This is a genomic window from Nocardia sp. NPDC052254, from assembly GCF_040679495.1.
Taxonomy (GTDB): Bacteria; Actinomycetota; Actinomycetes; order Mycobacteriales; family Mycobacteriaceae; genus Nocardia.
In genome coordinates this window covers 61,730-84,770 of the sequence record NZ_JBFAUW010000007.1, presented here as the reverse complement: position 1 = coordinate 84,770, position 23,041 = coordinate 61,730, and the positions used below count along the sequence as shown (strand labels likewise).

Genomic DNA, 23,041 nt, shown 5'->3' with positions numbered 1-23,041 from the left:
GGCCGGGCGACCCGTCCACGCGTCCACAGTGGGTCTCGAGGAACGGCCCGCGGCGCAACCGGCCGCCGCGTCCGAACCACCGCGTCCGGTCGACATCGCGGTCGTGCAGTTCGGGCCCTACACCGACAAGGCGGCGAATCTGACGGCACTGCGCGGACATGTTCGCGCCGCCGCCGAGCTGGGTGCGAAAGTGGTGGTGGCGCCGGAATACTCGATGTTCGCGGTGAAGCGGCTGGACCAGCGGGTGGTGGCGGCGGCGGAACCGATCACCGGCACGTGGGTGAGCGAATTGCGCGGACTCGCGGCCGAATTCGGGGTGCACGTGGTGGCCGGTGTGGTCGAGTCGGCCGGTGGTACGGATACCGACCGGGTCTACAACACCCTGGTCGCCGCCGCTCCCGATGCCGAATTCGCCGCGGTGTATCGCAAGGTGCACCTCTACGACGCGTTCGGCTTCCGTGAATCGGAGGTGGTGGCGCCGGGCCCCCTCGAGGCGCCCGCGACATTCACCGTCGACGGGGTGAGCTTCGGCCTGCAGACCTGTTTCGATCTGCGGTTCCCGGAGAGCTGCCGCCGCGTGGCCGCGGCCGGTGCGCACGTGTTGTTGCTTCCGGCGCAATGGATTCCGGGCCCCGGGAAGCTGGATCAGTGGACCACGCTGCTGCGGGCCCGGGCGATCGAGAACACGGTCTATGTGGCCGCCGCGGACCACTGCGCGCCCCGCGGCGCGGGCGCGTCGATGATCATCGACCCGGCCGGTGCTCTGCTGGCCGAGCTCGGTGACGCCGACGGTATCGCCACCAGTCGCATCGACCTCGATCATCTGCGGCAGATCCGCACCACCAACCCCAGTCTGAGCCTGCGCAGATTCACCATCGAACCATAGACTGAGACCACCATGATCTATCCGGATCGGTGGTCGGCCGGGCGCACGCTGGGTGAGTCGTTACTGCACCTGCGGGCGTGGCATCCGCTCGTGCTGGGGCTGCCGCGCGGTGGGGTTCCGGTCGCCGCCGCGGTGCGCGAGGTCATCGGCGGGGATCTGGATGTATTGCTGGTGCGCAAACTGGGCGTGCCGTGGCAGCCCGAACTGGCGATGGGGGCGATCGGCGAGGACGGCGTACGGGTTCTCAACGACGATGTGGTGCGGCAGACGCGGGTGCGCAGCGATCGGATCGCGGCCGTGGAGGCCACCGAACGCGCGGAGCTGTCACGGCGCCAGGACATGATCCGGGCCCGGGTGCCCCGGCAGTCGCTGCGCGATCGGACCACGGTGATCGTCGACGACGGGATGGCCACGGGCGCGACCATGGCGGCGGCGTGCCGGGTGGCCCAGGGTTGCCGTCCCCGCCGGATCACCGTGGCGGTGCCGGTGGCCTCGGCCGAGGCGGTGGACCGGGTGCGCGCCCTGGCACAGGAGACGGTGTGCCCGCTGATACCCCGGATGATGGGTGGTGTCGGCGGGGCCTATCGCGATTTCCATCAGCTCGACGACGAAGAGATGCTCTCCGCGCTGTGCACACCCGGCGAATCGACGCACTGACCGGCCGGAATCATCGAATCAGTCGGTGGCCGAATCGATCTCGATGATCGACTCCCGATGCCGGCGGCCGAGTTCGGCGTAGTAACCGGGGTTGATCCTGACCCACTCCTCGGCCTGGGTACCGGCGAGTGGCCCCTTGACCCGGGCCGGCGAACCCACCGCCAGCACCCCCTCGGGAATCTCGGCTCCGGGCTGGACCAGCGAGTGCGCGGCGATCATGGAACCGGCGCCGATCGTGGCCAGATCCAGGACGGTGGCGCCGTTGCCGACCATCGCCTCGGGCCCGACGCTGGCGCCGTGCAGCACCACGCTGTGCGCGATCGTGGCACCCGCTCCAATCTCGACGGGAACCTCGGGTGCGGTGTGGACAACGCTGTTGTCCTGCACATTCGCACCCGCACGGACGATGATCGGGGCCAGATCGGCGCGCAGCACCGCGCCGTACCAGATCGAGGCCCGCGCCTCGACGCGCACATCGCCGATGAGGGTCGCGGTGGGCGCGATGAACGCGGTGGGATCCACCTGGGGACGTTTACCTTCGAATTCGAAGCAGGGCACGGGTTCTCACCATTCGTTGTTGTCGGCGACCAGCCGTTCCGCGGCGGTGACGATCGGACGTAGCTGGGCGGCGAAGGTTTCCGCCGTGACGCCGAGAATGTCGACGTCCTTGCGGGTGCGCACGACGTAGCGGCCGTCGTCCACGACATCCAGCCAGCACAACACCGCCAGCGGCCGCATGCTGTCGTCCGCGCGGCGAGCCGAGACGACGATCTGGCCGATTCCGTCGCGCGGCTGTTTGAGCAGTCGCCGCATCCGCGCGGTGGTCGACGGCCCCGAGACCGGCACCGTGACCAGATCCCGGCTGTCCTCGCGCACCCGGTCCAGCGGCGCCGTCCGGCGCGGCTGGGAACCCGGGACATTCTCCGGAAGCAGCGAAATCACCCGTGCCGCGAACGATGTCGCATTGCCGACGAACAACCGGACATCACCGCCCCGATCGGCGGCGGTGCCGTGGCGCTGGGCAGCGACCACGGTGACCTGCCCCGAGGCGGCGCCCAGCACCCGAACCGGATGGGCCGCATCGGCGCCCTGCTCCCCGAAGACCTCGATCAGAACGGCCGGACGGGCCAGGATCCGCAACGCCGCCTCCAGATCGGGATCCAGGCAGGTGTCGGACCATTCGGTCAGGGCGGGCAGCTGTGCCGCGCGCTCCACACTGTCGCGGGCCGACAGCCGCACCGCGAGCGGATACGGAATACGGTCACCGTCGATACGCTGCCAGGCCAATGCGAACTGATCGGGCGTCAGTGTCCATCTCACCGCGCCCGGACCACCCGGCCCCGGATCGCCCGGCGCTCAGTCATTCTCGGACCATTCCCCCAGAACGGGTGGGGTGGTCGGCTCCATCCGGCCGACCAGCTCGCCACCGGGTTCGGCCGGCTCGAGGAAGGTCGGCTCCTCCTCGAACTCGGCGTAGTAGTCCTCGTCCTCGTACTCGTCGTCCTCGTGGTGGGGCGGTTTCACCGCGACCGGACCGGACGGCCCCTGGCGCACGGCATCACCCGCGGCGAACGCCCCACCGGCCAGGCCACCCATGACGCCGGCCCCCATACCGGACACCGCATCGCCGCTCGGGCCGTGGTCCTGATCGTGGTCGTCGCGCTTGTCGTGCTCGGAGTTCGGTGAATTCGAGGCCGGTGCGGTGCCGGTCGCGGCGGCCGGGGTCACCCGTCCCGCGGCGGCCGTGGGAACGGCGGCCGACGGCTCGGCGAGAGCCGACGCGGAAGGAGCGTTCGGCTGTGGCACAACCGGATTCGAGACCGGCATCGCGGACTCACCGGGTACCGCCGCGACGGGGGCGACGGCGGCAGTGGCAGTGGCAGTGGGAACGGGCGATGGGACCACGGGGACGGCAGCGGCCGGAGCCGGTGCGGCCGCCGGAGTCACCGCCACGGGAGCGTCGGTGCCGGGCCGGCCGGAATCATCGCGCCCATCCGCGGGCTCGGCGTCCGGCCGAACATCGGTGGTGGGCAGCACCTTCGGCGTGGTGGCATCACCGACCAGGTCAGCGCTGCCGCCACCGGGTGCGGTCGGCTCCGGAGGCGCGACCCGCGGATCCGGATACATACTGCCCTCGGAGAAGGCGGGCACACTGTCCCCGGTGCGCAGGAAGACGCCCGCGTAGACGGTTTCCATCACCCGGACCGCGTCCTGACGCAGATTCTCGGTGCTCTTCTGCAGCGCGGCGTTCATGGTGGCCTGTTTGGGATCCAGCAGAGCCGCTTCCAGATTCGGTGTGACGGCGCTCTGCTGCGACACGGTGGCACGTAGTGTCTCGGCCGCGTCGTTGGCCTGTCCGAGCCGCTGACCGACCACTGCCATCACATCCGACAGCTGCTGGCCCAGCCGCTCGAAGGCGGTGACGGCATCGGCGGCCAGTTGGGCCGCTCCACCGCGCCAGCCGTCCGCGATGGCACCGCGGATCTCCGCATGCGCCGACTGCACGGCCTCGGCCACACCGGCCGCCGACCCCTGCCATGCCTGCCTGCCCTGCGTCAGCACCTCGGGCCTGAGTTCCAGCACGCCACGCTGGATATCGGCATGGGTGAGGTTGTCGAACACCTCGACGGTGGGCGCGTAGTCCGGATCGGTGTGCCCCTCGGGCGGCGGCGTCCCGTTCCCGCTGATCCTATGCATGAGTCACCCCCGCCGTCGGCGACGGCCGCACTGTGACCGCGGGCGGCACGGTGCGCGCGAGAGCGTCGGCGGAATCGGAATCGTGCTGGGCGTAGGCGGTCGCCGCGGCCCGCAGGGTCTGCGCGAATTGCCGTGCGGCATCGGCATATTCCCGCAACCGTTCGACCGCGTCGGCGGCCTTGCCCTCGAATCCGTTGCGCAGCGCCGCACCGGATTCGAAACCGCCGAAGCCCGGCAACGCGGCGGCCGGAGCCAATGCCCGGATCTGCTGCTCGATCTGGTCGGCGAGCGCCTCGTAGCGGCGCGCGCAGCGCTCGTGCGTCCCGTCGCCGACGAGTACGCCGTCGATCCAGAGCCGACCGTCCTCGACCGCCTGCGCCAGTGCACCGACATCGGTGCGCAGATCTCCGGCCTCGTGTGTTTGCATCGCGGCCCCCCTTTCTCAACCCACGTACGCGGCGCCGGCGCGGCGATCGGTGACCGCACGGATCCACTCGGCGATATCCGCGGTCACCGTCGCGTGCACCGGCTCGTGCAGCAAATCGTGCCCGGCATCCGGGTACTCGTGCAACCCCACCGACGGACAGCGGGCCGCCCAGTCGCGCACCGCATCGAGGGGTGCGCGACGGTCGTCGACGCCGTGCAGCGCCAGAATCGGTAGTTCCGGTGGCGGTCCCGCGGCCGGTTCGACGGCGCGGCGCGGAGTTCCGGTCAGGACCAGCGCGAGACAACCGGACAGTTCCGGACGCGTGGCCGCCGCCAGGCAGGTCGCCGCGCCGAGCGAGTGGCCCGCGAGAACGAACGGGACATCGGGACGTTCGGTCCTGGCCCGCGCGGCCAGTAGCACCGCGTCGGCGACCAGCTCGGCGAGGGTGCCGGGTGTGTCCGGATCACCCTCGCTCAGGCCCTGCCCCGAGGTGTCGAGGCAGCGGGTCTCGATATTCCGGCGGCTCAGCGCACGTCCGAAACGGTGATAGTGCCCGCTGTGCTGGCCCGACCCCGGCAGGAACCCGACGATCGCCGCGGGGACCGGGGCCGCCACCGGCCAGCACCGGTAGTGCAGACGCCCGCGCGCGCCCTGGAAGTACGGCATCATCCTATTGTTCGCGATGGGGCACGGCCGGTCGACACGAGCCCGATCTCCGACACGCCCCCCTCACGCCACGCCGTGCGACCTCGAAAGATTACGCTGTTGCGCGACTCGGGAGGCAGGCGGTGGGTCGGCCGCGTGCGGGTATGCGGAACTCAGGAGGCCGCGATTGATTCTGTTCGGTGATCGTGTCGTGTGCAGCACCGACGACCTCGTGGTTGCGGCGCGCTGCGAATTCGCGCTGCTGCGCGCGCTCGATACCGAACTGGGCCTTGTCTTTTCACCCGACGCCTCGGCTGGGGACCTCACCTCCTCGTCCGGCACACCGACGGCGGAGACGACCGGATCCCCGGGCCTGCGGCTGGGGTCGGACGCGGTGCCGGCCGAGGCGTTCGAGGACCTGATCGCCACCTTCGGCGACGGCCTGGTCCGGATCGATCCACCCGCCGCGTCCACCCCCGCCGAGTGGACGCGCGCACACGACGCGACCATGGCCGCCCTGCGCGCAGGCGCACCGGTGGTCGCGGGGGCGATCGGATTCGACGGCGAATTCGTGGCCGGCTGCGCCTTCGTCGTCCGCGCCGAGCACACGCTGCGCATGTATGCCCACGCCTCCGGCTCGGAGGTCACGGCGCTGATGGAGGCGGCGGCCTGTGCGCGCATGCTGCGCGACAACGGATTCGACGTCGATCCGTGGGTGCGGGTCCGGGATTCGACGGGCGCGGAGGATGTTCACGAGCTGGCCTACGCCGACACCGTCCATTCCGCGCGACGGGTGCGGCTACGGGCGATCCTCACCGCGAAACAGGACGAACTGCTGCCCGTGCAATGGGGAGACCGCCGCTACCTCGCCTGCGGCGACTGCGCGAGTTGCACCGCGGAACTCGTCGCCGTGCGGGATCTGCTGCTGGTGGCCGGGATGCGGCCCGCGGTCCGGGCACAGTTGCGCGATGCGGGTATCACCACGGTCGATCGGCTCGCCTCGGCCGATTCGGCGGTGACCGGAATCCCGGTGCCCACACTGTCCCTGCTGCGGCGGCAGGCCGAACTGCGTCTGCGGCGGGAACGCACCGGCGACGCCGCTTACGTGGTCACCGACGCGACGGTGTTCGGTGAGCTGGCGGGTGTGGATGCCGGTGACGTCTTCATCTCGGTGGCCGGATCGGCGGTCGGGGTCGGGGTGACCGCTCGCAGTGCCGACGGCGGTGAGGGCGTATTCCTGTTCCACGCCTTCACCACTCACGATCCGGTGGCATTGCTGGAATTCCTGGCCGACCGCCAGCAGCATCACCCCGAATTGCGGATCTACCACTACCGCTCGCCGATCCGCACCCTGCTGGCCGACCTGTGCGCGCGCTGCGGCGCCGACGAGGACACCGCCGAGGATCTGCTCGGCGCACTGCTGGACCTGTACCCCATCGTGCGCTCGGCGATACTGATCGGCGCCCGCTCCTACGACCTGCTGGAGGTCGCGGAGTTGCTCGATCCCGACGCTGCCGGCGGCGGCACCGATCTCGAATCCAGTTGCGCGGCAACGCTTCGTGTGCGAGATCGGCTGAGCGCACTCGCGGCCGAGCACGATATCCGGCCGCAACCGGTGCCGCGGGGTGCGGGCGCCGAGCAGCCGAGCGCGGTCGAGGCGGCACTGCGCGAATTCGCGTTCGACTACGAGGAGACCCGCAGTCCGGCCCAGCAGGCCGCCGCGCTGATGGCCGCGGTCCTGGGCCACCCCCGCCGCGAACGCCTGCCGTTGCACTGGGCACATGAGGACCGCCTGCATCGTCCGATCGGCGAATGGGCCGACACCGCAGGGGTTCTCGTGGCCGACTGGGCCGAGGTGGACACCAAATGGCAGCACACCGACAACCGGCCGATGCGGCGCTATCTCACCCTGACCGGCCGATTGGGGACCGGTCGTCCGCCACCGCCCGGCACGCCGGTGCGCACGCTCTACGACGGCCACGTCCCCGATCTGCCCGCCACTCCCGGGCGTCGCGTCACGGCGGCGGCGACGGTCCTGGGCTGCGCACTGGACGACAACTTCGACGATGTGGTCCGGGTGGAGGAGGTCCTGCCGCCGGGCTGCGCGCCGTACGACGAACTGCCGATCGCCATCGTGCCCGATCCGCCCTGGCCCGACGAGAATCAGGAGCGGGCACTCGGCTCGGTCGCGCACGAATTGCTGGTCAGCCTGCCGGAGGTGCCGCACACCGCGACCTTCGACGTGCTGTGCCGGCGGCGCCCGCGGTTGCTTACCACCGACGCGCTGCCGGAGGTGTTCGGCGATTACGCGGCCGCCGTCACCGCCGCCCTGCTGGACCTGGACGACTCGTATCTCGCCGTACAGGGACCGTCCGGGACAGGAAAGACCGATACCGTCGCGCGGGTCGTCGAACGGCTCGTCACCCGCTACAGATGGCGAGTCGGCGTAGTGGCGCAATCACATTCGGCCGCCGAGGAACTGCTGGACGCGGTGGTCCGGGTGGGGGTGCTGCCCGAGCTCGTCGCGAAATCGGATGTGCACACGGTGGCACCCGAATGGCTGGGAATCGCCGCCGACCGCTATCCCCGCTTCCTGGACAACGCGGTCAACGGCTGTGTGATCGGCGGCCTGCCGGGTGATTTCACCGATCCCGAACAGGTCGCGCCCGCGAGCCTGGATCTGCTGGTGATCGCCGATGCCGGACACTTCCCGCTGGCGCAGGCGATCGCGGTCGGCCCGGCCACCCGGAATCTGCTGTTGCTCGGCGATCCCGCCCCGTTGCCGGGTAACGGCCTGCATCCGGAGCGGGTGCACGATTCGGCACTCGGCCGGATCGTGGGCGACAACCCCACGCTGCCATCGGATTTCGGCTACTTCCTGGAACGCACGTGGCGGATGCATCCGCAATTGTGCGGGCCGGTGTCGCGGTTGCGCTACGGCAATCGGCTGCGGTCCAACGAAACCGTCACGCTGGCACGCGAACTCGAGGATGTGCCACCCGGAGTCAGTACGGTGCCGGTCGAACACCATGGCAACAGCACCGAATCCGCGGAGGAGGCCCGTGAGATCGTGCGGCAGGTGCGCGGGCTGCTGGGCCGCACGTGGCGCCAGGGTGCCCCGGCGCGGCGGCTGCATCCGCACGACATTCTGGTCGTCACGCCCTATCACGCCCAGGTGGCGCGCATTCGAACCCTGTTGTCGCGGGCCCGGATCGAGGATGTGGTGGTCGGTACCGCCGATCGGTTCCGCGGCCGCGAGGCCACGGTCGTGCTGATCTCCATGACCACCTCGGCACCGGGCGACGCACCCGACGGTATGGATGAGCTGTTGTCGCGGCACTGGCTGACCACCGCGGTCTCGCGGGCGATGTGGTCGGCCGTCGTCGTCGCCTCACCGTTGCTCACCGACTATCTGCCCGAGACTCCCGGGCAGCTCCCCGATCTGGCGGCCTTCCTGGAGCTGACCGGCGGCTGATTCAGCCGAAGTTGCGGCCCTCACCGCGATAGGTGGGAACCTCGGTGCGCCGGTCGTCGGCATCGACGATCTGGATCCGGTCGAAACGCTCACACAGTTCACCGGCCTTGGCGTGCCGCAGCCACACCCGATCACCCACCTTCAGTTCCGCGGCACCGGTGAACGGGGTCTGTACCTCCCCCGCCCCCTCGGTGCCGATCAGACGCAACCCCTTGGGCCACACCGGTTTCGGCACCCTGGCCGCACCCGCCGGGCCGGAGGCGATGTAGCCCCCGGCGAAGGCGGTGGCAATGTCGGGGGCCGGGCGCCGCAACACCGGCAGCGCGAAGAACAGGGCGGGCCTGGGCTCGAAGGACCGGTAGCTGTCGAACAATGTCGGGACGTACAGACCGGACCCGGCGGTGACCTCGGTGACCTCGGGGGCGCCGACACTCACCTCGATCGAACCGCTGCCGCCGCTGTTGACGATCTCGAGCTCACCGGCCACCGCGCGCACCGCGTCGAGCACCTGCGCGCGGCGCGAACCGATCTCGGCCGCGGACAGCCGCTTGACCAGGCGCACCGCGGGGTTCGTATCGGGCAGACCGGCGATCTGCGCCTCGTAGGTCATCACCCCGACCACCCGGAAGCCGCGGTCACGAGCAGCCGCCGCAAGTTGGCCGGCCTGTTCGGGAGTGCGGATCGGTGAGCGTCGCACCCCCAGGTGCAGCGGTCCGATCCGCAGCGAGGCATCGACGTCCAGGCAGACGCGCGGCGCGACGGTGGTGCCGACCGCGGACCGGATCAGATCGAGCTGGGCCAGATCATCGACCATCAGCGTGATCGAGTCGAGCAGCGTGGCATCGCCACCGAGTTCGGCCAGTGCGGCCCGGTCGACACTCGGGTAGCCGAGCAGGACATCGCGAGCGCCGTGCCCGGCCAGCCACAGCGCCTCACGCAGCGAATACGACATGATTCCGGCGAAGCCGCCGTGCGCGGTGAGGCCGGAGCCGAGTACTTCCTCGAGCACCGCGCGGCAGCGCACGGATTTACTCGCCACCCGGATCGGGACACCGCGTGCTCGGCGCACCAGATCGGCGGCATTGGCACGCAATGCGCCCAGGTCCAGTGCGGCCAGCGGCGGATCCAGGTCGGCGGTGGCGGCATGCAGGTCGGCGATCGGCGACGCATCTGTCACGACAACCAGCCAATCACGAAACTGGTCACACGTCCAGATCTGGCGCGGGCCGAAATCAGAGGTCGACGGCCTTCGTGGTCAGTGTCGAGACCAGATCATCGAGGACCACCAGGGTGGTCTCGTCGTCACAGTCGGCCAGCCAGCGCAGGATGGTTCCGTGCATGACGGCCACGACATAGGCCGCGATCGCCTCGACCGGCTCGATCCACTGCGTCTGCGAACGCTCGGCACACAGCTGCAGATAGGCCGCCACCTCGATGTCCAGATCGCGGAACAGCGCCGAGACCGCCGGGTCGGCCGTGCAGTCGACCCGGCCGTCCCAGCGCCGCCGTAATGCGGCGATGGTGGTTTCGAGGGTGCGAACCTGCCGTTCCGGCTTCGCCTTGATCGCGGGCCACAACGCACTCACACCGGCATGCAGGAGGACTCGCAACGCGCGTGTGCCGGTGCAGTCGATGGCAGCACACGCCGTATCGACAGCCTCCTGTACGGCCGGCCGGGGCCGGGTCCGAATCATCTCTCCACTAGCGCTCAACGACGACTCCCTCGGCGAAGGAACGCGCGCATCTCGCCAGCGCGGCTCCATCAACGGGTATCGGATCTGTGGTGATCTCTGCGGAGACCTACCTCGGGCGACCCGTTCAACATCCGTCAATGTTAGAGGTTATTCGGGGATCACGACCAGGTTCAATGGGTCATTCCGGACTGAAAGAATGTTTTCGTTACCACTTCGGCACCCGACCCTCGGGGCCATCCGGGCGGATCGACCACGGTCAGCGCGTCTGCCGCCCGGGCACAAACGCACAGAACTCTACGGCCCGCAGCCCGGAATTGTTATATCGATGTGGGCCAGCGCACACCTCGCCCGCCCCCGCGCGCCCTGGGCGCGGGGGTCTCGCGCTCCGACGGGAGCGGCTGCGAGCACCTGTTTCCGCCGAGGCGTGCGGGATGCCCGGCACGCACGTCGGGCAGGGCCGAGGCCGCGGCAACGGGACAGTGCGCCGTTTCCACATGCGAGATCCATGGCGGGCTCCTCATTCCCCGAGAGCAGTTGCGCCACTGACCCACTCGGCGAACGTGCCGTAATTCTGGACAAGGTCGCCGTCGGCACCGATAACCTGGAAAGGTGACCACCGCGCGCCCCGATCATCTCCACATCTCCGGCACTTTCAACTACCGCGACGTCGGCGGCCTGCGCACCGCGAGCGGTATGAAGATCCGTGGCGGCGTCCTGCTCCGATCCGCCCAGCTCTGCCATCTGGACCAGCGCGGGCACAACACCCTGCAGCAGTTGGGTGTCACGACCGTCCACGATCTGCGCGGTCCCGCCGAAGCGGACCGGATGGGCGTCGACCTGCTGCCCGCGGGTGTCCGGCTGGAACTGACCCCGTTCGATTCCGCGATCGGCACCGCGCCCCCGCACGAGGGCGGGGCCGACCGGGGTGGTCACCTCGATCTGGCCGATGTCTACGCCGGCTTCCCCTCGATGCCCGAGGTCGGCGTCGCGATGACCGCGATGGCGCAATCGCTGGCGCGCGGCGACGGGGCGGTCCTGGTGCACTGCGCGGCGGGTAAGGATCGCACCGGCTGGGCCATCGCCACCCTGCTGCGCGCGGTCGGCGTCACCGAGGAGGACATCCTCGCCGACTATCTGCTCAGCAACGACGCGGTCGAAGCACTGGCCGCGGATGTGGCCCGCAATTCCGGTGGCACGCTGCCGCCCGCACTGCTCGGGGTGAGCGTCGAGTACCTCGCGGCCGGTACCGAGGCCATGCACAGGCTGCACGGTGGTCTCGACGGCTACCTCCAGGCCATCGGGTTCACACCCGAACTACGCACCGCGCTGCACGCCCGCATGGTGGAGTGACCCACGGCGACAACTCTCATTCGGTGCGATGCACCATGCCATCGGTATCGATGCTGACCTGATTGCCGGTATGGAACCAGCTGCCGGTGAATCGGGACTCGGTGGTCTGCGGGTCGTTCCAGTAGCGGGGGGTGACATTCGGCCCGCGACAGAGCAATTCGCCGCTGCCGCCACCGGCCTCCGGGCCCCACAACGCCAATTCCGTACCGCCGAACGGGAATCCGAGCAGATCACCACCGGGCGCCACGCCGCTGTCCAGCACCGCCAATCCGATACCGCTGGTCTCGGTGGCGCCCCAGACCGACCATTGGCGGGCCAGCGGAAACACCTCGGTCAGCGCGGTGGTCACCAGGTCGGCGGTACCGGCCTCGGTGGCGGCCAGTTCGGCCCGATGCCCCGCACTGCACACCTGACGCACGCCCTCGGCACGCAGCCCGGCCAGCGTCGGCAGCAGGCCCGCGAAGATGCGCGGGGTCGCGGCGACCATATCGATGCGCTCGGTCACCAGCGTCTCCGCGATCATCGCCGGGTCGGGCGCGAGCACCACGGTGCCGCCGACCGCGAAGGTGGGCAGCAGCTGATCGACACAGCCGCTGGCGTGCGCCAATGGCAGCAGCACCAGATTGCGCAGCCCGTCGGTGGGCAGATCGAACGCACCGACCACCGACCGGACCGCCGACAGCAGATTCTCGTTCGTCAGCTCGACCCCGCGCGGGCCCGCCTCCTCGGCCGTATTCGAAACACTCAGGTCCGCAGCACCACTGGTGTAGCAGAGCAGCGCCAGCTCCCCCAGGGAAGCACCGTCGTCGATGAAGGAGGCGCCGTCGGGCAGATCGGCATATCCGGCCTCCGCACCGCCGCCGTCGAGCACGAAGTCCGCACAGCTGTCCGCGAGTACCTGCGCGGCGACCGCCTCGGGCAGACCGTCGTGTACCAGCACCGGCACCGCCCCCGACAGCAGGGCGCCGAGAAACGTCTGCACCCAGAGCGCACCCACCGGCATCCGCACCGCGACCCGGTCGCCGTAGCCGATCCCGTGCTCCTGCAGCCCACCGGCGATACGGGACGCGGAATGCCACAGCTGCCGATAGGTGAGCCGTGGGCCGCCGACCTCCACGACGGCCTCGCGAGCGGAGAAGGCGTGCACCTGAACGTCGAGCAGTTCGGTGAGTGCCGGATTCAGGTTGCCGTAGCGCAGCACGCCGTCGGCTCCGCGCGCAAGAAGGTTGCCGCACCACGGATTTCGCATCTGCGGATATTCGATCAGAAGCCGCGCCATCAGTCCCTCCGGATGCCTCGATGTCCAGGCACCTGTGACTATATGACGCAGATCACAATCATGGGGCGTTAGGCGACAAAGATGTCCGAGCGATCACCGCCCGGTGTAGCTCGCCTTCCCCGGACCGACCTCGAGGAAGCTCCGGACCGCACTCCGCAGATCCTCGGTGGCGAACAGTTCACCCGACACCTTGGGAGTCACCGAATCCGCGTGCGCGACACCGCCGGAACGCCACGCGGCGATGATCTGCTTGGTGGCGGCGTGCGCACGTGTGGGCCCGTCGGCGAGCCGGGTGGCCAGCGCGCGGGCGGCGGTGTCGACGTCCTCGTGCACCGCGTTGACGACGCCCCAGTCGGCCATCGTCGCGGCGTCGTAGACATCACCGGTCATGACCAGTTCCCGCGCACGGCCGGAACCGGCGCGTTCGGCCAGCCGCTGCGGGCCACCCATGGACGGCGTCAGTCCGACCACGGTCTCCACCAGGCCGAACTTGGCCTTCGGACCGGCCAGCAGCAGATCACAGGCCAGCGAGATCTCGAAGGCCGCGGTGAGGGTGAGGCCGTGCGCGGCGAAAATCACCGGACAGGGCAGATCCTCTATCGGATGGATGATCCGGTCGAACAACTTCTGCCACAGCGCGGCGCCCTGCTCGACGCTCAGCCCGTCGAATTCGTGCACATCGACGCCGCCGGAGACGACCTTGCCGTCGGCACGCAGCAGCAGGGCGCGCGGCGGATTCGCGGTCAGCTCCGCGAGATCGGCGGCGAGCGAGTCCAGCAGCGCCGAATCGAACAGGTTCAGCGGCGGATGGTCGATGGTGAGGATCGCGAGTTGCGCGCCGGCCTCGGTCTCGGTGCGCTCCAACCGGGTGGGTTTCGAATCGCTCATCGGGCGAATCTATCCAGATCGCCGCCGATCCGGTACCCCCCGACCGCGAGCGTCCGGAGAGTCGGTGGCGTCTGCCACACTGGTGCGGTGAGCACCTCGCCGACCGAGAACGCCGGTTCGAGTACCGCGACCTATGTCGAGCCGGGCGAGTTCAAACGGGACACCAATTACATCACCACGCGGATCACCGCCGACGGCCGCGACGGCTATCCGGTCGAGCCGCAGCGCTATCGGCTGGTCGCGGCGCGGGCCTGCCCGTGGGCCAATCGCACGCTCATCGTGCGCCGGTTGCTCGGCCTGGAACAGGCGATCTCGCTGGGCCTGTGCGGGCCCACGCACGATCAGCGCAGCTGGACCTTCGATCTCGATCCCGGTGAGGTCGACCCGGTGCTCGGCATCCACTTCCTGCGCGACGCGTATCTGGCGCGCGATCCGGAGTATCCGCGGGGCATCACCGTCCCGGCGGTCGTCGACATCGCCTCCGGGCAGGTGGTCACCAACGACTACCCGCAGATCACCCTGGACTTCTCCACCGAGTGGACGCAGTACCACCGGCCGGGCGCGCCGCAGTTGTATCCCGAGGACCTGCGTGCGGAGATCGACCAGGTCGATCGCCGGGTGTACACCGAGGTCAACAACGGTGTGTACCGCTGCGGTTTCGCCGGGAGTCAGGAAGGCTACGACGCCGCCTACGACCGGTTGTTCACCGCACTGGACTGGTTGTCGGAGCGGTTGAGCACCCAGCGCTATCTGGTCGGCGACACCATCACCGAGGCGGATGTGCGACTGTTCACCACGCTGGTGCGATTCGACCCGGTCTATCACGGACATTTCAAATGCAACCGCGAGAAGCTCACCGAACAGCCCGTGCTCTGGGCGTATGCGCGTGACCTGTTCCAGACGCCGGGATTCGGCGACACCGTCGACTTCACCCAGATCAAGCGGCACTACTACGTCGTGCACCGCGACATCAATCCCACCGGAGTCGTGCCGAAGGGTCCGGAACTGTCGGGCTGGCTGACCCCGCACGGCCGGGAAGCGCTGGGCGGCAGGCCCTTCGGTGAGGGCACACCGCCGCCACCGCCGCTGCCGGCTGAACGGGTCCCGGCCGCCGACTGGGCCTGAGGGTCATCCGGGCGTTCCCGTGTAGGTGCCGAAGCTCCAGAGCACGCCCTCGGGGTCGCGGCAGGTGAATCCGCGCGAGCCGTAATCCTCGTCCCGGAGTCCGCGCACCATGGTCGCCCCGGCCGCGCGGGCACGTTCGTAGAGACCGTCCGGATCGTCGGTGACGAGGTAGACCGAGCCGGCGCCGGGCGGTGTTTCGCAGAGCACCGACTCGTCGCGGACCGAACCGAGCATGACTCCGCCGCCCGCGGACCAGGCCAATTCGGCATGTTCGACCACGTCGCCGGTGCCGTAGCGGGCGGTCTCGACGAGGCCGAAGGCGCGCTGCAGGAAATCGATGGCGGCTGGGGCGTCACGGTAGGTGAAGCACGGCCACACGGATGCGGTGGTGATTCGGGTGTTGGTTGTCTCCGTCATGCCTGTCAGCCTTTCGCGATCGACTACCCGGCGTCTTGGACGAATGGGAACACCTCCCGCGCACGCCAGACCGAGGGCGGTACACCCGCCAGCTCCCGCCACTCCCGGGCCATGTGCGCCTGGTCGTAATACCCCGTCGCGGCGGCCACCGCGGCGACGCTGTGCCCGGGCCGGCGCAGCATGCGATGCGAGACCTCGAACCGGCTCAGCCGTGCGGCCTGGATCGGGGTGATCCCGAATTCCGCGGTGAAGCGGCCGGCCAGATACCTTCTGCTCCAGCCGATGTCGTGTGCGACCCGGCCGACCGCGGGCGCACCCGCGGGATCGGTCAGCAACCGCCAGGCCTGCTGGAGATTGGCGTCCAGCTCGAGCCGGCGCGGGTCGACGGCGGCGGCCCGCGCACAGAAGACCTCGTCCAGCACAGTGAAGCGTGCCCGCCAGTCGGAGGTCGCGGCGATCCGTTCCCGCACCCGATCGGCCTCGGGTCCCAGCAGATCAGCCAGATCGACGATCCATTCGCCCAGCGCACCGGCCGGAATTCCGAACAGGGCCCGCGCCCCCAACGGGGTCACCGCCAGCTGGACACCGTGTTGATACCCGTTGTGCGCGATCAGCGTGGGCCGCAGGGTCAGACCGCCGGCCAGCGCGTCCCAGCGGCCACCGGCCTGATCGGGATGGGAGGACACCGGCACATCGATCGGCTCGTCGATGGTCACGATCACCGTGATCGCGGTGCCCGGCATACCGACGTGCACGCCGGGGTCGAAGCCGTGCAACAGATATCCGGCGTACGGGCCGAGGAACGGCCGCAGCGACGGGGCCGGTAACCGGCGCGCTCCCGCGGAGACACCACTCACGCCCTCCACGGTAGGCGCCGCCCGGTTGCGGCGGAACCGGACGCGGTCGGCGTTCGTTGACTCCTCGACAGCCGTGCGGTCCGCGGCCGGGCAAGGCGCCGACGACCGCGGCGGGAGCGACGCGGCCGCGAGCGGCAGCTCGTGTCACCGCGGAGGCCGCCGCACAGGACGGCATCGGGTCGCACCACTAGAGTTTGTGCGACCGGACGAGAGGGGTGCGTTACCGATGTTCGACAGCGGCGTGGAGAAGGCCGTGCGGTCTCTGCTGGACAACGGGGCACAATTGCAGGCTCCGGCGGTGGCGAAATATGTCGACCGGTTCCGCCGGGCCCATCCCGGCGACAGCCCGGCCCAGATTCTCGATCGCCTGGAGAAGATCTACCTCACCACTGTCACCGGGAGCGGCACCGCGGTCGGCGCGACCGCCGCGATACCGGGCGTGGGCACCCTCACCTCCATCGCGGCCATGAGCGCGGAGACCACCTTCTTCCTCGAGGCGTCGGCGGTGTACACCCTGGCCGTGGCCGCCGTGCACGGCGTCGCCCCCGAGGACAAGGAGCGGCGGCGCGCGCTGGTACTCGCCGTGGTGCTCGGCGACACCGGCAAGGACATCGTCCAGCGGAGCGTGGGTCATTCGGCGAAGAACTGGGGAACCCTGCTGGCCGACCGGATTCCGGGGATCAGCGGTATGAACGATTCGCTGATGAAGCGGTTCGTCGTGCAATTCATCGCCAAGCGCAGCGCGCTGATGTTCGGCAAGGTGCTGCCGGCCGGAATCGGCGCGGCCATCGGCGGACTGGGCAATCGTGCCGTCGGCAAATCCGTGATCGGCAACGCGCACAAGGCTTTCGGCCCCGCACCGGACCGCTGGCCGCCCGCACCGGCACTCGGCGTCGTGGTCGACGCGGATCCGCTGCCGGCCCTGACCGACTCCCCCGCCGACACCGCCGAGCAGCGATGAGCGCGGCGCGTTCGATCGCACTGTCCGCCGACGGTCTGCGGATGCAGTTCGACGGCGTCGTCGCGGTCCGCGATGTGGAGTTCTCGGTGCCGTCGGGCACCACGGCCGCGCTGGTCGGCCCCCCGGGATCGGGAAAGACGACGGTGCTGGAAACACTGCTCGGACTGATGCGGCCGGACGCCGGCAGCGTCGTTGCGGCCCGCGACGGCGGGATCGGCGCGGTCCTGCAGCCGAGGGGCCTGCATCCGGCCCGCACGGTGCGTGCCCAGCTGCGAATCCAGGCCGCCGCGGCGGGCGTCGGCGACAACCGGGTGGATGCGGTGCTGGCCACACTGGGCCTGCGCGATTTCGCCGGAACCCGGGTCCGCGACACATCGGAAGGTCAGCAGAGCCGGCTCGCGCTCGCGCAGGCCCTGCTGACCGATCCGCGCCTGCTGGTCCTCGACGATCCGTTCGAAGGCACCGACCCCGCCGATCGCAACCGGCTCCTCGAGCTTCTGCGCGCCCATGCCCGGCGCGGGGGCACCACCCTGTTCACCTCGCGCAGCCTGGCCGAGGCCGTTCCGATCTGCGATCAGGTGATCGTGCTGTCGGCGGGTTCGGTGGCCTACCAGGGCAGCCCGCGCCGGCTGCGGCGCAACCATCCCGATCGCCTGGTGGTGTCGACATCGAGTGCGATCGCCCTGGCCACCACGCTGGCTTCGCAGGGCTTCACCGATGCGGTGATGCGCCCGGACGGCCGCCTGGCGATCGGTGACGCGTCGCCCGAGGAGATCCGGGCCGCTGCGGCGCTGGCCAAGGTGCATCTCGGCGAACTCGTCTCCGAACCGGTCCATCCGGATCGGGTACTGGCCATCCTGACCAAATCGACCCCGCCGCAACCCTATCCGTCTCCCGCCCCTGCCACCCCTTACGGACCGCGATGATGCTGCCGACCCTGCCGACCGTCCCCGTCGAGGTCAATCGGGCCGCGACCGCCGAACTCCGCAAGATCATCGCGGTGCGGTCGGGCCGGCTGCTGCCGCCGATCCTCGCAACCGTCGGATTCGTCGTCGCCACGGCATCCGCGGTGCAGGGCTCCGGACCGCAACCGCACGAGGCACTGGCGACCGGAACCGCGACGGTCGGGCTCTATCTGGCGATCGTGGTGGCGGTGGGTGCCGCGGCGATCTGCGGGGCCATCGGCGCCGGCGACGAATACCGCTACCGCAGTATCGGCGTCACGGCGTTGTTCACCTCCGATCGGGATCTGCTCTTCGGCGCGAAAACCGGTGTGGCCGCACTGTATTCGCTGGCGCTGGCGGCCTGTGCCGAACTGGGCGCGCTGGTCGCGCTGGTGGCCTTCGGGCGGGGATCGGTCGAATTCGGCTGGCGACTGACAGGCGTGTTCGCCGGCGGACTGCTGGCCGCGGTGTGCTGGGGTGTGATCGGGGTGGGGCTGGGCCTGCTGCTCCGGTCCCCGAATCTGGCCGTGGTGGCCATCGCCGGTTGGCTGTTCATTCTCGAGCCACTGATCTGGCTGGTCGCCAAGGGCGCGGGGATCGCCGGCGTGGTGGTGCTGCTGCCGGGATCGGCGACCATCGGCACGGTGGCGATCGGCTCGTTCCCCGACAGCTCCTATCTGCCACCGAATGCGGCGTCCGCGGTGGTACTGGTGATCTGGACCGGGCTGGCCGGGACGGCCGGCTGGTGGTATCTGCGGTCGCGCGACATCTGAGCGCGAGTCACCTCTTCCCGGAGTGCGGGAAGAATTCGGTGTCGGATTGCGTCGGTAACGTCGAATCGAGATGAACAAGACCGATACCGGCACCATCGACTCGCGGCGGCGGGGTCGATCCATCCGCACCCGAGCCGCATCATCCGGTACCGCGGGGGTACGCGGCGGTTGGCTGCGGCGGTTGTGGGCCGCCTGCCGCGCGCATTCGCGCCTGCTGGCGGGAGTGATCGCGGCGGTGGTCGCGGGCGCGGGTGCCGAATCGGCGGTCCCACTGGTCGCGAAGGCCGCGCTCGATCGGGCCCGGGAGGGTGAGGTCGCCGCATTGGCGCCCATCGCCGCGGTGCTGGTGGTGCTCGCGCTCGCCCGGTTCGCCGCGACCTACGGCCGGCGGTGGCTGGCCGGGCGGCTGGCTCTCGATGTGCAGCACGAAATACGCGTGGATCTGCTGACGGCGCTGCATCGCTACGACGGTCCTCGTCAGGACCGGCTGCGCACCGGCCAGGTGGTATCGCGATCCATCAGCGATCTGCAACTGGTACAGGGGCTGCTGGCCATGGCGCCGCTGTCGGCGGCCGCGCTGCTGATCTTCGCCTTCGCCGCGGTCGCCATGCTGGTGCTGTCACCGCCGCTGGCGCTGGTGTCGCTGCTGACCGTGCCGCTGCTCGGTCTCGTCGTGTACCGGGTGCGGCCCAGACTGCACGCGGCCACCTGGTCGGCGCAGCAGCGGGCCGCGGATCTGGCCCAGCACGTCGAGGAAACCGTCACCGGCGTGCGAGTGGTGAAGGGATTCGGGCAGGAATCGCGAATGGTGCGGATTCTGGCCGATCACGGGCGCCGCCTGTACGCGCATCGGATGCGCGCGGCCCGTATCGATTCCCTTTTCGCCCCGACCGTCTCGGCGATTCCGCAGGCCGGGCTGGTGATCGTCATCGCGCTCGGCGGTGTACTGGCGTTGCATTCGGTGATCGGTGTGGGCACCTTCCTGGCCTTCGCCACCTACGTGACGATGATGGCCTCCAGCACCCGGATCCTGTCCAGCGTCGTGGTCATGGCGCAACTGACCCGCGCGGCCGCCGAACGCGTCTACCAGGTCATCGACGAGGCTCCCGCGACGGTGGACCCGCCGGATCCGCAACCGCTGCCCGACGGCCCGCTCGGCCTGCGGATCCAGGGCCTCACCTTCGGATTCGACCCCGGCCGACCGGTACTGCGTGAACTCGATCTCACCGTGCGGCCCGGAGAGACCGTCGCGGTGATCGGCCCAGCCGGATCCGGCAAGTCCACCCTCACCCTGCTGCTGCCCCGCTTCCATACCCCGGAATCCGGTCACATCTCGGTGTTCGGCACCGACACGGACGAGGCGGCCGGAGTCGACATCTCGCGAGTGCGGGCGGCCGATCTGCGCGCGGCGATCGGCGTGGTCTTCGACGAGCCGTTCCTGTTCTCCGACACCATCGCCGCGAATATCGCGCTGGGCCGGCCCGACGCCGATGACGACGAGATCCGGGCCGCGGCCACCATGGCCGCCGCCGACGAATTCATCCGGGCCCTGCCCGACGGCTACGACACGGTGGTCGGCGAGCGCGGCCTCACGCTGTCGGGCGGTCAGCGCCAGCGCCTCGCCCTCGCCCGCGCGCTGCTGGCCGATCCGCGCATCCTGATCCTCGACGACGCCACCTCCGCGGTGGACGCGGTGACCGAGGCCGCGATCTTCGACGCCCTGCCCGCACACGGCCGGACCACGGTGATCCTGGCGCACCGCGAGTCGACGCTGGCCCATGCCGATCGGGTCGTCCGGCTCCCGGGCGCGGCCGTCACCGTGGCGGACCACGCACCAGCGCTCGCCGACGGCGCCATCTTCGCCCCCGATACCGCCCTGTCCACCGATACCGGCGCCTTCGCCACATCCACACGCGACACCGATCCGCCTGTGCCCACACCGGATCCGGCCCTCGCCGAACCGGATGCCCCACCCGAGATGCGGGCGGCCCTGGCGAGTCTGGGGCCGGCCACCGAACAACCCGGGCTCGACGACGACGAACTCGAGCAGCCGGATCCGCGTTTCCGGCTGGTACGGCTGCTGCGACCGGTGCGCTGGCTGCTGACGATCGTGGTCGCCCTGCTCGCGATCGATGCCGCGATCAGCGTGGCCTTCCCGGCGCTGACCCGATTCGCCCTCGACGACGGCGTCGGACAACGGCGCGGGTCGGCGCTCGCGGCCGCCGTGATCATCGGCGTGGTCCTGGTGCTCGCGAGCTGGGTGGTCGAGGCGGTCGCCACCAGATTGTCCGCGCGCGGCGGTGAACGGGTCCTCTACGGCCTGCGGGTGCGTAGCTACGCCCATCTGCAGCGGCTGGGTCTGGACTTCTACGAACGTGAGTTGTCCGGCCGCATCATGACCCGGATGACCACCGATATCGACGCGCTGTCGACCTTCCTGCAGACAGGCCTGAGCACCGCGTTGATCAGCCTGGTCACGGTGGCGGGAATTGTGGTGGCGCTGTTGGTGATCGACACGTCACTGGCCGTGGTGGTCTTCGTGGCGATGCCGCCGCTGCTCGCCGCGACGCTGGTCTTCCGGCGGATATCGGCCTCGGCGTACTCCGCGTCGCGGGAACGGGTCGCCACCGTCAACGCCGATTTCCAGGAGAACGTGGCCGGGCTGCGCGCGACCCAGGCCTACCGGCACGAGGCCGCGGCGGCCGAGCGGTTCACCGACTATTCCGACGGCTACCGGCGCGCACGACTGCGAGCGCAACGCGCCATCGCGGTGTACTTCGCCTTCGTCCTGGCCTGGGCGGATCTGGCCCAGGCGGCCGTGGTGTACCTGGGTGCGCGCGAGGTGGCCCACGGCACCACGACCGCCGGAACCCTGGTGGCCTTCGTGCTCTATCTGAGCCTGCTGTTCGGGCCCATCACCCAGCTCTCACAGGTTTTCGACGGCTATCAGCAGGCCCGGGTGGGGCTGCGGCGTATCGAGACCCTGCTGCACACCGAGTCCTCGATCTCCCCCGATCCCGAGGATGCCGCGGTCATCGGCGAACATCTGCGCGGTGAGGTGCGCTTCGAGGACGTCACCTTCCACTATCCCGATGCGAAGCAGCCCGCGCTGGAGGCGGTGTCGCTGCACATCCCGGCCGGGTCGACCATCGCTCTGGTCGGCGAGACCGGTGCGGGCAAGTCGACGGTGGTCAAACTGCTGGCCCGGCTCTATGACCTGCCCCACACCGGTTCGGGTGCCATCCGGGTCGACGATGTGGACATCCGCGACTATCGGCTCGCGAAATTCCGTTCGCGGCTCGGAGTGGTTCCTCAGGAAGCTCACCTGTTCAGCGGCGACATCGCGGGCAACATCGCATTCGGGAAACCTTTCGCCGACCCCGCGGACATCGCGCGTGCCGCGGCCGCGGTGGGTGCGCTCGAGATGATCGAGGGCCTGCCGAGAGGGATGGCGCAGCCGGTCGGCGAAGGGGGACGCGGGCTATCCGCTGGTCAGCGCCAGCTGATCGCACTGGCCCGCGCCGAACTGGTCGATCCGGACCTGCTGCTGCTGGACGAGGCCACCGCGGTGCTCGATCCGGCGAATGAGGAGAAGGTGCTGGTAGCGAGTCGATCGCTGGCTCGCGGCCGCACCACGGTGATCGTCGCGCACCGGCTCGCGACCGCCGCGCGCGCCGATCGGATCGCGGTCGTGGCGCACGGCCGGGTCGTGGAATTCGGCTCCCACGAACAGTTGCTGGCCGAGCGCGGAATCTATAACCGACTCTGGGAGGCAGCCGATTCCGAGGAAGGAATATTCTCGATTGAGGACGAGTCGTCACCAATGAGGTTAGGTCTGCCCGGCGGTCGTTAACCGGGCAGTGGCGAGCGAAGTGCCACCGATGACGGCGGGCGGGGAGAACCGGAAAAATCGCCCACGCCTGCCGCGCCGGGGCACGGAGTCAGGGCTGGGCCTATCCTCGGAAA

General features: G+C 69.8%; 20 protein-coding genes. 9 read left to right on the top strand and 11 right to left on the bottom strand.

Features of this window, described 5'->3' with window-relative positions:
* Nucleotides 1-28 precede the first annotated feature (28 nt).
* Both AB0L57_RS19200 and AB0L57_RS19195 read left to right on the top strand, forming a co-directional pair.
* Nucleotides 29-886: a carbon-nitrogen hydrolase family protein gene (locus AB0L57_RS19200; RefSeq protein WP_364964286.1), complete on the top strand. Its 858-nt coding sequence runs from the start codon at nt 29-31 to the stop codon at nt 884-886.
* 12 nt (nt 887-898) lie between these two features.
* Nucleotides 899-1,543, top strand: coding sequence for a phosphoribosyltransferase family protein (locus tag AB0L57_RS19195; protein WP_364963710.1), 645 nt, complete (start codon nt 899-901; stop codon nt 1,541-1,543).
* Nucleotides 1,544-1,561: 18 nt separating this feature from the next.
* On the opposite strand, the gene AB0L57_RS19190 is transcribed toward AB0L57_RS19195, so the two are convergent.
* Genes AB0L57_RS19190 through AB0L57_RS19170 form a run of 5 tightly spaced genes read right to left on the bottom strand, consistent with a single transcriptional unit; the run spans nt 1,562 to nt 5,333 of the window.
* Entirely contained in the window at nt 1,562-2,101 is a 540-nt protein-coding gene (locus tag AB0L57_RS19190; RefSeq protein ID WP_364963707.1) for a gamma carbonic anhydrase family protein, read from the bottom strand.
* Between the two features lie 6 nt (nt 2,102-2,107).
* The gene (locus AB0L57_RS19185; RefSeq protein WP_364963705.1) at nt 2,108-2,863 is read right to left on the bottom strand and encodes an ESX secretion-associated protein EspG; all 756 of its coding nucleotides are present in this window, start codon (nt 2,861-2,863) and stop codon (nt 2,108-2,110) included.
* Nucleotides 2,864-2,899: 36 nt separating this feature from the next.
* Entirely contained in the window at nt 2,900-4,240 is a 1,341-nt protein-coding gene (locus AB0L57_RS19180; protein WP_364963703.1) for a hypothetical protein, read from the bottom strand.
* Nucleotides 4,233-4,667, bottom strand: a complete 435-nt coding sequence (locus AB0L57_RS19175) for a type VII secretion target (protein WP_364963701.1) — start codon at nt 4,665-4,667, stop codon at nt 4,233-4,235. The genes AB0L57_RS19180 and AB0L57_RS19175 overlap by 8 nt, the downstream gene beginning before the upstream one ends.
* Nucleotides 4,668-4,682: 15 nt before the next feature.
* Nucleotides 4,683-5,333, bottom strand: a complete 651-nt coding sequence (locus AB0L57_RS19170; protein WP_364963698.1) for an alpha/beta fold hydrolase — start codon at nt 5,331-5,333, stop codon at nt 4,683-4,685.
* 166 nt (nt 5,334-5,499) lie between these two features.
* Between AB0L57_RS19170 and AB0L57_RS19165 the strand changes: the two genes are divergently transcribed.
* On the top strand, nt 5,500-8,787 hold the full coding sequence (locus tag AB0L57_RS19165; protein WP_364963695.1) for an AAA domain-containing protein: 3,288 nt from the start codon (nt 5,500-5,502) through the stop codon (nt 8,785-8,787).
* Between the two features lies 1 nt (nt 8,788).
* Here the strand turns inward: AB0L57_RS19165 and AB0L57_RS19160 are convergent, their stop codons facing one another.
* The gene (locus AB0L57_RS19160) at nt 8,789-9,973 is read right to left on the bottom strand and encodes an amino acid deaminase/aldolase (protein ID WP_364964283.1); all 1,185 of its coding nucleotides are present in this window, start codon (nt 9,971-9,973) and stop codon (nt 8,789-8,791) included.
* A gap of 46 nt (nt 9,974-10,019) precedes the next feature.
* Entirely contained in the window at nt 10,020-10,373 is a 354-nt protein-coding gene (locus AB0L57_RS19155; protein ID WP_364963693.1) for a TetR family transcriptional regulator, read from the bottom strand.
* Nucleotides 10,374-11,090: 717 nt separating this feature from the next.
* Here AB0L57_RS19155 and AB0L57_RS19150 point away from each other — a divergent pair.
* A complete protein-coding gene (locus AB0L57_RS19150; RefSeq protein ID WP_364963690.1) occupies nt 11,091-11,831 on the top strand; it encodes a tyrosine-protein phosphatase in 741 nt (246 codons plus the stop codon).
* Nucleotides 11,832-11,847: 16 nt separating this feature from the next.
* Here AB0L57_RS19150 and AB0L57_RS19145 read toward each other — a convergent pair whose 3' ends face one another.
* Complete coding sequence (locus AB0L57_RS19145) at nt 11,848-13,110, bottom strand: AMP-binding protein (protein ID WP_364963688.1); 1,263 nt, start codon at nt 13,108-13,110, stop codon at nt 11,848-11,850.
* 93 nt (nt 13,111-13,203) lie between these two features.
* A complete protein-coding gene (locus tag AB0L57_RS19140; RefSeq protein ID WP_364963686.1) occupies nt 13,204-13,998 on the bottom strand; it encodes an enoyl-CoA hydratase/isomerase family protein in 795 nt (264 codons plus the stop codon).
* A gap of 87 nt (nt 13,999-14,085) precedes the next feature.
* Between AB0L57_RS19140 and AB0L57_RS19135 the strand changes: the two genes are divergently transcribed.
* Nucleotides 14,086-15,123, top strand: a complete 1,038-nt coding sequence (locus tag AB0L57_RS19135) for a glutathione S-transferase C-terminal domain-containing protein (RefSeq protein WP_364963684.1) — start codon at nt 14,086-14,088, stop codon at nt 15,121-15,123.
* Between the two features lie 3 nt (nt 15,124-15,126).
* Here AB0L57_RS19135 and AB0L57_RS19130 read toward each other — a convergent pair whose 3' ends face one another.
* Both AB0L57_RS19130 and AB0L57_RS19125 read right to left on the bottom strand, forming a co-directional pair.
* Complete coding sequence (locus AB0L57_RS19130) at nt 15,127-15,540, bottom strand: VOC family protein (RefSeq protein ID WP_364963682.1); 414 nt, start codon at nt 15,538-15,540, stop codon at nt 15,127-15,129.
* Between the two features lie 23 nt (nt 15,541-15,563).
* On the bottom strand, nt 15,564-16,397 hold the full coding sequence (locus tag AB0L57_RS19125; protein WP_364963679.1) for a helix-turn-helix domain-containing protein: 834 nt from the start codon (nt 16,395-16,397) through the stop codon (nt 15,564-15,566).
* Between the two features lie 226 nt (nt 16,398-16,623).
* On the opposite strand from AB0L57_RS19125, the gene AB0L57_RS19120 reads away from it, so the two are divergent.
* The 4 genes from AB0L57_RS19120 to AB0L57_RS19105 all read left to right on the top strand — a co-directional run bounded on the left by AB0L57_RS19120 (nt 16,624) and on the right by AB0L57_RS19105 (nt 22,928).
* Nucleotides 16,624-17,358, top strand: a complete 735-nt coding sequence (locus AB0L57_RS19120; RefSeq protein ID WP_364963676.1) for a hypothetical protein — start codon at nt 16,624-16,626, stop codon at nt 17,356-17,358.
* Nucleotides 17,355-18,284 carry an ABC transporter ATP-binding protein gene (locus AB0L57_RS19115; RefSeq protein WP_364963673.1) on the top strand — a complete coding sequence of 310 codons (930 nt, stop codon included), beginning with the start codon at nt 17,355-17,357 and terminating at the stop codon, nt 18,282-18,284. The genes AB0L57_RS19120 and AB0L57_RS19115 overlap by 4 nt, the downstream gene beginning before the upstream one ends.
* On the top strand, nt 18,281-19,075 hold the full coding sequence (locus tag AB0L57_RS19110) for an ABC transporter permease (protein WP_364963671.1): 795 nt from the start codon (nt 18,281-18,283) through the stop codon (nt 19,073-19,075). Before AB0L57_RS19115 ends, AB0L57_RS19110 begins: the two co-directional genes overlap by 4 nt.
* Before the next feature lie 70 nt (nt 19,076-19,145).
* On the top strand, nt 19,146-22,928 hold the full coding sequence (locus tag AB0L57_RS19105) for an ABC transporter ATP-binding protein (protein ID WP_364963668.1): 3,783 nt from the start codon (nt 19,146-19,148) through the stop codon (nt 22,926-22,928).
* The last annotated feature ends 113 nt before the right edge of the window (nt 22,929-23,041 follow it).

Coding starts and splice junctions, on each gene's coding strand:
- AB0L57_RS19180 (WP_364963703.1), bottom strand. CDS start 4,240: ATGCATAGGATCAGCGGGAACGGGACGCCGCCGCCCGAGGGGCACACC.
- AB0L57_RS19120 (WP_364963676.1), top strand. CDS start 16,624: ATGTTCGACAGCGGCGTGGAGAAGGCCGTGCGGTCTCTGCTGGACAAC.
- AB0L57_RS19195 (WP_364963710.1), top strand. CDS start 899: ATGATCTATCCGGATCGGTGGTCGGCCGGGCGCACGCTGGGTGAGTCG.
- AB0L57_RS19115 (WP_364963673.1), top strand. CDS start 17,355: ATGAGCGCGGCGCGTTCGATCGCACTGTCCGCCGACGGTCTGCGGATG.
- AB0L57_RS19110 (WP_364963671.1), top strand. CDS start 18,281: ATGATGCTGCCGACCCTGCCGACCGTCCCCGTCGAGGTCAATCGGGCC.
- AB0L57_RS19170 (WP_364963698.1), bottom strand. CDS start 5,333: ATGCCGTACTTCCAGGGCGCGCGCGGGCGTCTGCACTACCGGTGCTGG.
- AB0L57_RS19105 (WP_364963668.1), top strand. CDS start 19,146: ATGAACAAGACCGATACCGGCACCATCGACTCGCGGCGGCGGGGTCGA.
- AB0L57_RS19130 (WP_364963682.1), bottom strand. CDS start 15,540: ATGACGGAGACAACCAACACCCGAATCACCACCGCATCCGTGTGGCCG.
- AB0L57_RS19175 (WP_364963701.1), bottom strand. CDS start 4,667: ATGCAAACACACGAGGCCGGAGATCTGCGCACCGATGTCGGTGCACTG.
- AB0L57_RS19140 (WP_364963686.1), bottom strand. CDS start 13,998: ATGAGCGATTCGAAACCCACCCGGTTGGAGCGCACCGAGACCGAGGCC.
- AB0L57_RS19145 (WP_364963688.1), bottom strand. CDS start 13,110: ATGGCGCGGCTTCTGATCGAATATCCGCAGATGCGAAATCCGTGGTGC.